Source organism: Microcoleus sp. AS-A8 (assembly GCA_039962225.1).
GTDB lineage: Bacteria > Cyanobacteriota > Cyanobacteriia > Cyanobacteriales > Coleofasciculaceae > Allocoleopsis.
Map to the genome: position 1 here is coordinate 1 of JAMPKV010000037.1, position 12,086 is coordinate 12,086.

Genomic DNA, 12,086 nt, shown 5'->3' on the forward strand with positions numbered 1-12,086 from the left:
ATCGACTCTCAAGGTCGCGTGATTGGCACCTGGGCTGATGTACTCAACCGCGCTAACTTGGGATTTGAAGTAATGCACGAGCGTAACGCTCACAACTTCCCCCTCGACTTGGCAGCGGGTGTTGCTGCTCCTGTAGCTCTAACCGCTCCGGTTATCAACGGCTAAGAACTCGCTTCTAGCAAAAAACAATCCCTAAATCAATAAAGAGCGCTCCCTGAAAGGGGGGCGCTTTTTAGTAGTATCTTTTACCCCCCCAACCTCCTCACGCTTAGCTCCGGCTTATCAAGGGGGGAGTAAGAACTCTATGTGTAGCAAACATTTAGAGAATAGGTCAGCAGAAGCTGGTCTTTATTCGCCTTTTTGAGATTCTTTATCCTTCAACGTTTTAAATTCCCCTTTTTCCTTAGCTTCCCTGATAGAAGACTCCACTAGATAAGCGGCTAGATTGGCGACTGGTCTGCCTTGGTATTCAGCCCAAGCTTCCAATTCGTCATAAACAATGTCAGGAAGCGTTAAATTGACTCGTTTGCTCACGTCGCTTGGGGTTTTTGAACTCGAAATCACGCTTCCATAGTACATTTCAGGCTCTACCCGTGAGAAGAAGGGTCAAATAAGTTACTAATCAGGTTCTTCTGGTTAAGAGTCGTCCTCACCAGCTTCTTGTTGCTGCTCCTCGTACAACTTCAGCAACTGTTCGCGTCTTTGTTTCACCTTTTTGATTTGCAACTCGTGATAAGCCAACTGCTCGTCTGCTTCCTCAATCAGTTGGCGTAAGATTCCCCCAAACGCTGTTCCTCTGGGGCTGCAACTGGAATCAGACCACGACCGATTTTCTCCACCAGTTCTGACCGAGAGATTTTCCTGTACCGCGCCATCTTGTCCAAACCCTCGATGCTTGTAGGAGTCAGAGAGAAGTGCGCGTCCTTCTTGATTTCTCCGTACTCTGAGTGCTTGGCTTTTGGCATCTTTTTCGGTCATGAGGAACATCCTGTCTAGGATAGCAAGATTAACTTTACAGTTTTAGCGCCAGGATGTTATGTTTAATCTAGATATCCTAGACAGGATATCGACCTTCGCTAGCGGGTGGACTATCCCGAAAGCGATAGCGAAGCGCTGCTGCGAAGCGCAGATCGCTCCAGCGCTGGAATAAGTCCTAAAGGGGCATTGGCTTGCAGGCCATAGAAGACCTAGTTGAGGCAGTGTCTCGTGTGACGGCACACGGGCTGTGATAGCGAAGCGCTGCTGCGAAGCGCAGATCGTTATGCTTTCGAGAAATAGCCAAAGCTAGTACGGCGAAGCTTTGCCACTTCTTACTTAATTACTTAATTACCGAGTTAAGGAAATGGCAGAACGAGGAGCACGATATTATGCGGTTCGCACTGAACCCCAAGCCTATTCAACACAAGCAATCCAGGAAGTAAGAATTCAACAGCTCGAACAGGAAATCGCGGTCTTGAAACAGCGAAATGCTGACCTGACCCTGTGCCTGGATGAAGCTGTGGCGCACATTCATCGGCTCAGTCCGAGGATTTCGGCGCGGATTGTTGCGGAGATTGACAAGCTGAAACCAAGAGGTAAACCGCCTCAGCCCTATGTGCAAGAAGAGATTCCGTTTTCAAGTCCCTACGGGAGGTGATGATTAGAGGATAAGTTTTTTTGTGGCTACTTCCATTTAGTTCGTGTTGGCGTTGGGCGATCGTTTTTTTGGGTGCGATCGTCCTTTTTTTTTGGCTTTCACTAAAGATGGAAAACCGTACACGGCAAGAACGGTAAACGCTATAGGACTGATTATTGTTGAGTTTGCTAAGTTGGGATTAGATAACAAACACTTTTAACAAACAATGAATCCGAGAAAACCCAAGCCTACGCCTCCCAAGTTTCCCCGCCGCTTTTGGGGCAGCAATGGAGATATTCTCACAATACCCTTCTACAAGCTGCTACCTACTTCGAGAGCCTACAAGCTTAAGGAGATTTGCCAGAAGCATGGAATCCCCCTTCATGAGGTTAAGGATAGGAGGACAAAAGAGGCGTATATCGAGAGGTTGCGACAAGAGTTCTTTGCCAGAATTAAGGCAAAGGAAGCTTTAGAAGCCTATCGCGTTCGACTTGCAAAGTGGGTTGAGGAAAACGGCGATACTCTTGTCTAACTTCTAGACGGAAGCTGAAAGGGCACGACAATGTCGTGCCCCTACCATCATGCGGAGATTAAAACTAAACGGGATTAATACCGCTCCCAAACTGTAGGGTGGGCAATGCCCACCCGTCTCCGAAGTGTAGATACTGGTGGGGATAGCGATCGCCAGGATTCACGCCATACTGAAACTATCACTTGAAGAGTTTTTGGAGCGATACCCAGACAATGGTTAGCAATCTCAAAGAACTCATTGACGAGCCAGAACTTGCAGGAATTGACGATCCAGAAGAGAGGTTCACCACCAGCAGCGTGAGTTGGCAAATCTATGAAGCCTTACTAACCAAACTGGAAAACAACTCTCATTACCGCATCACCTACTTGGATGGAGTCCTAGAAATCGTGTCGCCGTCCGCAAGACATGAAAAACTCAAAAAACGTCTGGCTACACTGATAGAGTTCTATCTCATCAGAAAACGAATTCAACACACTCCAATGGGGAGTACTACTATCAGGAACAAACTCAAAAAAGTTGGAGCAGAACCTGATGAATGCTACTGCATTGGAGAAGAAAAAAATATCCCAGACCTAGCTATAGAAGTAATTATTACCAGTGGCAGCATTGACAAGCTAGAAACCTACCGACGATTGGGAGTGGCTGAGGTTTGGCTTTGGGAAATTAATCGTCTCAAGCTCTACCATTTACGGGAAGAAACACCAACAGTATTTTTCTCAACTCACGGGTACGAACAGCTCACAGCGAGTGAGTTATTGCCAGAACTTGACCTATCTCTACTCGAACAATGCGCCCTAATTTCAGACCAAATTCAGGCAATTGACGAGTTTGAAAAAGGTATTCATTAACCCCAAGCAACACGTAAGGGCACGACAATGTCGTGCCCCTACCATCATGCCCAGATAAAACTCGCGCGGGATTAATACCGTTCCCAAGGCGGCTGGAACCCGCGCCGCTTCAGAATATCCACCTCCACCTGCTGGATGCGAGTATCCAATTCAGGATTGGTCTGCCCAGACTGCGCCTGTTGCTCCGCGTTCAATTCCTTGAACTGATCCAGTGCCGTAAAGCGCTGGTCATCCGCAACATTCAGTTCAGCCAAATTGGTACGGGCGATTAAGTTTTTCGGCTCAATTTTCAGTACCCGCTGGTAAATTTCCCTCGCCTCAGCAAATTTCTGCTGAGTAAAGCGAACGCCTCCCAAACCTAAGAGCGCTCCTGTATTATTTGGCTCCCGCTGCAAAATCTCCTGGTAAGACGCAATGGCGAGTTCATAATCCTTCAGCGCCGTTGCTAAGTCAGCCTGGACGAAGTAAGCCCCAATATTATTTGGATTACGGGCAATTAACTTCGCCACCTCTTCCTTCGCCGCGACGGGATCGCGCTTGGCAATCACCTGAAGCCTGCGAAGTTGTACCGGCGTATTATCCGGGTCGATCGCCAACAGGGAATTATACAGCGCCTCCCGTTCAGCCGATGCAGGCAGAGAGCCTACCAGACTGAACAATTCTGGCGGTGCATCATTCGGCCTTTGTTGCAGCCATTCGTTGAGAACCGCAGAAGCTTCCGCTTCCGTCATGCGATTGGCTTGGTAAGCGAGACTAGCGCGTCCCAATTTCACGACCAAATCGTTGGGATCGCGAGTTAGCAGTTGGTCGTAAATGGCGATCGCATCATCCGCTCTTCCCTGAGCCACGCGAATTCCCGCTAACCCTCGCAGGGCACTCGATAGCAGCCTATCCGAGGGATTACGACTAATAATCGACTCATACCGCCGCGCACTGGCTTCCAAATTTCCCTCGCGACGGTCAAGATCCGCCAGCAATAACTCTGGAGTCAAGTCCTTAGCCCCCATTGCCGTCGCTTGGTAAGCCGCTAGAGCCTGCCTCGCTTGGGCAACTTGATTGCGCTGGAGGTACATCTGAGCCACCCGGACATTCAAGAACGGCGCATCCACGTTCGATGCCAGCAAACTCTCGTAAATTGGCAGTAATTCTGGGTCGGGTGGGTCGATGGGCACCAACGCTTGAGCCAGCGCCAGTCGATCTGTGGCATCCTCCGGCAGCGGTTGGAATTGGGACAGCAAGCGCTCCCGGAATTCGGCTTGGGAGAGTTGACCCAGTTGGTTAGCCAAAATTAACTGCTTTAGCTGTAGGGTCTTATTATTCGGTTGCGCCGCTGCCGCCTGTTGATACAGCGAAAGCGCCTGAGCTCGTTCCGACGGCACTTCACTTAAGACATCAGCAATTTCTCGCACCAAAGCTGGATTTGGGTCTGGCGTAGAGGCGAGTACCTGCTGATAAAGCGCTACGCCTTCGGAGTAAAGGTCGGTTCGCCGCTGATCTCGACCAATCGTGGTGAGGGCACGCGCCAAGGGCAATGCTGAATCCTGTCTGCCTCGCAAGGGTTCTAGAGTTGCCAAGGCTTGGTCAATCTGTCCATTGGCGGCATAGGATTGGGCTAACTCCGATCGCAGTTCAATCGCTAACCCATCGAGTTTCTTGGATTTACGCAGCTCTTGCTCTAGGACTTGAACCGATTGAGCGGTACTGCCCGTTTTCCGCAGGGCGATCGCATAAGGGGGTACGCCATAGTCGGTAATCTTTTTCCCGGTGGCTTGGTAACGCCTAAAGAATTCCAGCGCTTGCTGATAATTGCCACTGTAAGTATAGATTTTGGCGGCTCCCAGGAGGGTGTCGGGGGAGGGATTGTTGGCTAAGGCGACTTGATAATCCGCAAACGACTCCGAATAACGCCCTTGAAATCCTAAGAGTAATGCACGCTGGGCGCGGGCTTCGTTGTCGTTGGGGTTTTGGCTTAACAAGGTGTTGAGTGCCTCAATCCCCCGAACCTGCCACTCTGGACGATAACCACCGAGTACGCCCACGGCTTTGAGGGCGGGGACGTTGTTGGGAGCTTGTTCGAGTACGCGTTGATAAGCCCCCCACGCTTCGGCGTCTTTCCCGGCTTTTTGATAGGCTTGGGCTAATCCTAATTTCGCTTCTAAGGAGTTGGGAGAGCTGCGGAGGGCTTGTTGAAAGGCGGCGATCGCATCATTCGCCAATCCCCTTTGGAGGAGAGATTGTCCCCGACGCACGGCAGCCGGAATCGCTTGTGCAGAGGCCGATGGGACGATCCCATCTACAGGGATGAGGGGCAGTCCCCCCGCTAGTCCGCACATGATGAAGCAGGTCAACAAACGTGACCAGCGAGAATTACTCCTATCTGGAGAATACTCCGATCTCATCATTTAAAAGCCCTCCCAAGGTTAAGAAGATCGAATTCGGTTTTTACCCGGAACCCAGCCACGAGATCGGAAAACTCATCGCGGGCTTGTAGCGTTACACCGGCTCGGAGATAGGATGTGAGGCGGAAATCATAGAACACTTCCCACACATCGGGCAGCTTTGCCTTATTGGCGCGGCGCAGGCTACTGCTGGACAAATCTCGCCCATAGCCGAACCCTAAGCGGTCATCTTTCATAAATAGGTCTAAGAAGTTGAAGCCGGCGCTGTAGGTATCTCCACCCCGACCCATGGATGTATTTTGGTAGTGACCGTAGCGACCAAACAGCCCCATCTTAATTTCTGGAATATAGTATTCCGCATTGATGCCGTAGGAGGTTTCGCGATCGCTCGTGCGGGGACCCAATTCCCCATTGCCTCGCGCAAGTCCGTAGATTTCCTCGAATCCATTCCTCTGATCATCGCGATCGGAGGCGTAGGTGGCACGGATAATCCCGTTGTCAAACCGATAAGCCAACTCGCCGGCAAAGCCATCGACGGCTAATTCTCCCAGACTTCGAGAGGAAGAAAAAGCGGCGGCTCTGGCATTAAGATTGTCCGCGATATCCCAGTTCAACAGGGCGGCAGGACGAGAGCCAATTCCCGTTCTCGCCAGTGCCGGGTTAGTTTGAAACACCGGGTTGAAGAAATGGGTGAGGGAATCTTTGGCGAAGCTATTGCGGTCAAAATACGAAGTCAGATCCAAAATACCGGCGGTGAAGCGCAGGTTGGGATAGCTGGGTAACGAAGCCGTAACATACAGTTCAGTAATATCTAATCCCGTTCCGGCGGTGTCGGAAAACCCCTCTCCGGTGGTTAAATCTACCGTTCCCCCAAACAGCAAATTGGGAGAAACAGGATTTAGTCCAGTCAACCGTGCCCGTGCTCCTGTCTCTCCCTGGGTGATAAAACCGCCTTGGAACACGAGGGAGGGAGCTAAGGGATTGTTGGTTCTTAGAGCGTTCTCCGATTGTGCCTCTTGGGCGGCATCTATGGATGATTGGGCTTGAATATTGTCCCCAAGCAGACGCGCAGCGCCTGGACCCGAATATGGCTCCGACGTAGCGGCGGTTGCTCTGGTGTCGATGGCTTGAGCCAGCATTGTGGGTTGATTTCCCTCTACCACGGACTGGGGCACGCGGGGTTCAACTGAGTTCAGGGGTGCATCAACATCACGCAGAGCAACCGATGGCAGAATCGTTGTGGGTTGATTTCCTTCTGCCACGGACTGGGGCACGCGGGGTTCAAGGGCTGAAGGAAGGGGTGCAGGCGCATCCAAAAGGGCAAACGTCGGGAGAATCGTTGTCGGTTGCATTCCCTGTGCCGACTTTTCCAGAACCTTATATTCAACCCCATCTAAGGTCGGGGAAAAGGCCGTCGCGGCGGCTCTAACCCCTGGAACAATTGTAGTGGGTGGCTCTGTCTGTGCTTCCAGTTGGGGAACTTGAGGCTCAACCGCGTTCGGTGTCTCTGAAAGCTCTGTTGCAGGGGGAACAAAGCCCGGAAGAACCGTCGCGGGTTTGTCGGATGAAACGTTAGCTGGAGAGTTGGGATTTTGGGTGGTTGTCCCGTCTTTGGCAAAGGATAGGGAATTGGCAATCGGTACCGTGTTCACAGCCTCCTCAGTAGAGGCTTGCGGTTGTAACGAGGAGAAATTCCCTGTCTCTATAGCCGATGGGGCAAAATTATATTCGGTAGCTTGAGTTAGACTTTTTGAGGTAAACGCAGGAATCCGAGCTCTTGACGTGATTGTGTCCTGTTGGGCTACGCTTGGCTGGGCTAACGCCTCAAGCCGTTGAGTAGGTGCCAAACCGGCTGGTTCTGGTTGACCTTGGCTTAATTTAGCTTGAGCATCAAGCTCACTCTCAGGGGAATTGGTAAGACTGGCTTGTTCTTCTTCAGCCGTCTGATTCGTTATATTAGCGGCTTGGTCTGTAATATTAGCTTGAGCTGGTTTTATCCCCAAGAAGGCAGCAACCGCAAAGATGGATAATCCTCCAGTTGAAATCGCTCCAAAGGTCTTTAGGTAACTCAACCAAACAGACCGCTCTTTAGCGATTGCATTTGGCACTGCGCTATGCGCGATCTGCGCTTCGCAGCAGCGCTTCGCTATCGCTATTTGCTTATCAGTATCACTAGTTTTTTGATTTATGTCTCTCATGAACACCACAGCTACATCTAGGCGGACTTGGGTAGCAACACTGTTGGTTGTTTTATTGTTCAAGGCGGGAAAAGAGCCTCCGGACAATTCTTCCAATTAGGTCTCATCAGCTTTCTTGGCAAAAAATCCCACTGGAAGATTGCCATGAAAGCTGTTGCTGGGTAGAAAGCAACGGTTAAAGATAATCTCTAAATTGAGTCGTTTAGTTTCTTCATTTCAAAAAATAATCAGTTCTGAAGAAATCAGCGTAATGAAGAGTCTCTCAAGTCGGAACAATTCCGCCAATCATGGCTCCCGTTCAGTGAGATCAGCTTTCACCCTGAAAAGCGGCATTGTCGCTCTTTAGCCCAGATTTATGGAGTTCATCTCTCCTATTGATTGATTCAACTTTTCTGATTTTGTTCCTTGATATAGGAAGCAAAATTTAGAGAATTAACAATTATGATTTTTCAGGATAATTAGGGTCGTTAAGTGACTTGAATAAATTTAGCTAATGAACGACAAACAGGATGAAATTTGAATCAATTTTCAATCCATTTGCAGACCTTATTTAACTATATAGCCGCCGCTTAAATCCTAATTTTTACCGAAAAATGCACCTTTTAAGTGAGACTTGTTTTCAAAACTTATGTTTCCCGTTTTCCTAACAAAAACCTGGTTATTTGTTTTAATTTTTGTTACTTTAGCTCCAGCCAATTTCACAGCAAAACCAAGGTTTTCCTTTCGATTGAATCAACACGGGTAGAACGTTTTCGCCCGAGTTCGCCGTACACTAGCTCTCTTATTGCCGCTTTTTTGGCGTAGCCAACTCCTGCGAGTTCTCACGGAAGGCAAGGCTCGACAGAAATACAGAGTGCGAGCGCTCCTGCAATTCATTTCTCTTGAACAGCCATTCAACCCGACAAGTCCTTTTCTTACCTTGAAGGAGGCTAAAAATGGCTCACTCAATCGGCGCGAACATGGGGTCTCTCTACCTTTGTAACCTGAATTGATAAAGATTTGACGAAGAACTGTCGCAGCCAGTATAAAGAAAGAATAAAGTTTATTTTTGTTATCCGGGTCATACTGATTAGCTGACCTGTACGAGGGAGAGTAATAAGAGACAACCCTTGTAAACGGAAGGAGCAATCCCTAGCACAGAGTTAGCCATTCACCCAAGGTTCCGAGATTCAACACAAAACGCTCAACCAACTAGGACTCGCTTAGGCGGAAGTCTCCCTATGTTACGGTCGAGATAGGATTTTAGACAAAAACTCACCCAAAAGTGAAAATCCTGGTGGGTCTGGATGATTAGGTCTTGAATTTTGACGATAGGGGTGCGATTCAACCTGAAAACTGAGTCATTTTTGCGAGAATCTGCTCTTACATTCGTTATCGTTCAGAGCCGGATTTTACAAAGATTTGAATACTGGCGCATCGGTTTTCTGAAACCTTTTATCTACCCGCTCTCATTCTTCCTTCTTATCCATCAATTCAGCTATCAGCTATGGGAATTCTGTCTCACCCTTCTTTCCAAAAGAAAGTCCTAACCTCACCCCCTTGGTGTTATCTCCGAGGCGGAGTGACGCTTGCCCTCCTCGCCGTTTTAACAACGGGATGTAACGAGGTGTCCTTAAAAGCAGGGCAATTACCTAGTCTCATACCCGACTTATCAACCAAGGCGGATTTTAAACTTGGGGTGACTCCCGCAGAACGTTCGGGAGTCTATACGGTAGCAGGAACCACCAATCTTCCAGACAAGAGTCGCATCGGAGTCGCGGCTGTTCGCTATCTGCAAGTCGGTAAGGCTGAAACTGAAAACTTCAAGCCGCATCAAACCTATTCAATTCTGGCTTATCAAGATGTTGAGGTAAATAAAGGGAAATGGCAAGCCGCCCTAAATCTCTGGAAAGTGGCACCGAATGGTCAGTTTAAAGAAGCTTGGCAACTGGAGCAGCTCTTACTGGGAATTTCGTTCAAACCCGAATCAGAAGTACTCTTCCTAGCCACCGTTGCGCCAACGGATTCGTTGTCGGAACTCGAACAACAATTACAAAAGCAAGACATCAAGCTAGTTAGTAACATTGTTCGCAATACAGTCGAGGGGGAACGGTATGTTCAGGCTAGTCAAATTCTGACGGTGGCTTTACCGATTGGTCAAACAACAGCCCCCCCAAAACGCCCGGAAGACCTTAATGGTGGCTGGGGACCTCGGTACCTGCTCATTGATGAGCCGCCAAATACGAACAAGTTTGAACAACCCAATAAACGTCGAACGAATGCTCCAATGGCACCGGCTGAGTATTTGCAGTAACGCATTCCCGCTTTAAGCCTAGTGGATGCGGGCGCAGTGGGTGCCCGCTTGAAGGCGCGACGGACTCTTAATCTATCCTCGGTTGATTGCTCTTTTATCTGCCTTCAGGTAAGGAGTAAGAATAACTCTCTTTAGAGAGAATTTTAAAACTCTCTTCAGATAGAATTTTCGGCTTTTTTAAGCCTTTTTGGAGGGAATAAAGAAACAGTGAAGCGACGTTTATTTCCCGTAAAGAAACTATGAATCCAAGCCCTTTTGCTTGCAGGGCAACGAAATGAATCCGTATAGTTAGTTGAAGGTTTATGAAGCAAACAGGTTCCTTGACTTGGATAAGGGAATTTTCCAAGAAACAGCCTCAAGGACACGTAAAAGTAGGATGAATTCAGATGAGCAAAGTTAAACTTCTAAATATCTCTATTGATAATATATCACAGGCAGAATTCTTTGAAAAGTGTAAAAGCGGGGTTGTTTTTACTCCGAATGTCGATCACTTAATGAAGTTACAAAGTGACCCAGAATTTGTCAACACTTACAAGGATGCAACCTACAAATTGTGTGACAGCAAAATTCTGTTTTTTATCTCTCGCTTTTTGGGAACACCCATCAAAGAGAAAATTTCTGGTTCTGACCTTTTTCCGGCGTTTTACCAGTATCACAAAAACAATGAAGATATTAAAATCTTCCTACTGGGAGCACGCGTTGGGGTAGCGCTTAAAGCTCAAGAGAAGATTAACGCACAAGTCGGAAGAACCATGATTGTGGGCGCACATTCTCCCTCATTTGGCTTTGAAAAAAATGAAGAGGAATGTGCGAAAATTATTGAACTGATTAACCAATCAGGCGCGACAGTCCTGGCTGTAGGAGTTGGCGCTCCCAAACAAGAAAACTTTATCAGCAAGTACAAAGACCAATTTACCAACATCAAGATTTTCCTAGCCATTGGTGCGACGATTGATTTTGAAGCGGGCAATATCAAAAGAGCGCCCAAGTGGATTAGCGAAATCGGCATGGAATGGTTGTACAGATTGCTAGCTGAACCCAAAAGGCTATGGAAGCGGTACTTAGTACATGGGCCTTCTTTCTTCTGGCTGATTCTCAAGCAAAAGCTTAATCTGTATGTAGATCCCTTTAATTCTGATTATTCAGAGCCTTATAAGGAAGTCTCTAGTCAGAACATATAAAGGGTTGAGACCCTTGATTAGTGTATTTATTATCGGGTGTGTGACGCAAATACTATTATTAGAGTTCTCTCGATTACGCCATTTTATGCCTAGTAACGCACCCGCTCATAGCGGTGCGTTATTACATTTAATGGACTGACAGAATTAAAAGTAAGTTTATAAATTTGCTCTAATTTTCGCTTCTATTTAAAGTAAGTATTTGCCTGCATTCATCCCTGAAAATTTTAGACAAATTTTCGCGGCATCTGAATTAATTAACCAAAAAAATCAAAGTCATTTAGATATTGAATATTTTAAATAATGATTGTTACAAATACTTTTCTTCCCCCTGGAATTTGGGGGGCTAGTCAGGTCGATGTGTAGCGCCTTAAATGTGAAATGGTATAACCCAGTTTCGGGGTCTAGCGAACTCTACAGATAGACGCTCAACGCCCACTGGCACTTAAAAAAAAGACCCCCACCGCTATGCTTGAAGCGCGGCGAGGGAAAACCAGGGTGCATCTACCTTTTCTCTTACTCAACAAATGTCTCGCGCCATCCGGAAAAATCAGCGATAGACACGGAAGTCGGGATGGGATGAGGCATATTCGTAGAAATCGCACAAGTTTAAGAAAAATTTTTGTTAAAACTGAATTGATGCCATGCGCTCTATTGCTGAGTCAGAAACCCCTGCCTTTAGGCGGGAGCGTGTAGAACTTCCGTGTAGAGCCTACAGCAAGATATTGATCCACATCAGGGCTTGCGAACCGTTTGTGTGTACGCAATGGGGTGCAAATGAAAGCGAGCTCTTCTATGCAAGAAGCGCTTTTCGAAAAGCAACGCGGGTGCCCTTTGGGCCATCGCTGTTATAGCCAAAAAATTTGAACGCAATTATCTCATTCAAGAATAAGGCAAGAGCAATTTTCTCTTCTGTAGGCAAAAACCGCGCCAACCCATCTCCAACCCTACGGGAGGAGAGCAGAATTTCCGACCAACTGGCTCATCCGGATCAAGTTGTAAAGGCTCTGTATCAAGTAGTTG

General features: G+C 47.8%; 10 protein-coding genes. 6 read left to right on the forward strand and 4 right to left on the reverse strand.

Going from position 1 to position 12,086, the window contains the following annotated elements; genetic code table 11:
- On the forward strand, positions 1-165 hold a 165-nt coding region (locus tag NDI48_29910), incomplete at its 5' end, for a photosystem II q(b) protein (protein MEP0835382.1).
- Positions 166-348: 183 nt separating this feature from the next.
- Here the strand turns inward: NDI48_29910 and NDI48_29915 are convergent.
- The gene (locus NDI48_29915; GenBank protein ID MEP0835383.1) at positions 349-534 is read right to left on the reverse strand and encodes a hypothetical protein; all 186 of its coding nucleotides are present in this window, start codon (positions 532-534) and stop codon (positions 349-351) included.
- Between the two features lie 102 nt (positions 535-636).
- Positions 637-978 carry a hypothetical protein gene (locus NDI48_29920; protein ID MEP0835384.1) on the reverse strand — a complete coding sequence of 114 codons (342 nt, stop codon included), beginning with the start codon at positions 976-978 and terminating at the stop codon, positions 637-639.
- A gap of 364 nt (positions 979-1,342) precedes the next feature.
- Between NDI48_29920 and NDI48_29925 the strand changes: the two genes are divergently transcribed.
- From NDI48_29925 to NDI48_29935, 3 genes are all read left to right on the forward strand, one after another.
- Positions 1,343-1,636 carry a hypothetical protein gene (locus NDI48_29925; GenBank protein MEP0835385.1) on the forward strand — a complete coding sequence of 98 codons (294 nt, stop codon included), beginning with the start codon at positions 1,343-1,345 and terminating at the stop codon, positions 1,634-1,636.
- Between the two features lie 205 nt (positions 1,637-1,841).
- Positions 1,842-2,147: a hypothetical protein gene (locus NDI48_29930; protein ID MEP0835386.1), complete on the forward strand. Its 306-nt coding sequence runs from the start codon at positions 1,842-1,844 to the stop codon at positions 2,145-2,147.
- A 212-nt stretch (positions 2,148-2,359) separates the two neighbouring features.
- Entirely contained in the window at positions 2,360-2,995 is a 636-nt protein-coding gene (locus tag NDI48_29935; protein MEP0835387.1) for a Uma2 family endonuclease, read from the forward strand.
- Positions 2,996-3,066: 71 nt separating this feature from the next.
- Here NDI48_29935 and NDI48_29940 read toward each other — a convergent pair whose 3' ends face one another.
- Together NDI48_29940 and NDI48_29945 are read right to left on the reverse strand one after the other, a co-directional pair.
- Positions 3,067-5,397 (reverse strand): tetratricopeptide repeat protein, encoded by a 2,331-nt coding sequence (locus NDI48_29940; GenBank protein MEP0835388.1) that lies wholly within the window; start codon positions 5,395-5,397, stop codon positions 3,067-3,069.
- Positions 5,394-7,655 (reverse strand): hypothetical protein, encoded by a 2,262-nt coding sequence (locus NDI48_29945; GenBank protein ID MEP0835389.1) that lies wholly within the window; start codon positions 7,653-7,655, stop codon positions 5,394-5,396. The genes NDI48_29940 and NDI48_29945 overlap by 4 nt, the downstream gene beginning before the upstream one ends.
- Before the next feature lie 1,423 nt (positions 7,656-9,078).
- On the opposite strand from NDI48_29945, the gene NDI48_29950 reads away from it, so the two are divergent.
- Together NDI48_29950 and NDI48_29955 are read left to right on the forward strand one after the other, a co-directional pair.
- On the forward strand, positions 9,079-9,885 hold the full coding sequence (locus NDI48_29950; GenBank protein MEP0835390.1) for a hypothetical protein: 807 nt from the start codon (positions 9,079-9,081) through the stop codon (positions 9,883-9,885).
- 386 nt (positions 9,886-10,271) lie between these two features.
- A complete protein-coding gene (locus tag NDI48_29955; protein MEP0835391.1) occupies positions 10,272-11,066 on the forward strand; it encodes a WecB/TagA/CpsF family glycosyltransferase in 795 nt (264 codons plus the stop codon).
- The last annotated feature ends 1,020 nt before the right edge of the window (positions 11,067-12,086 follow it).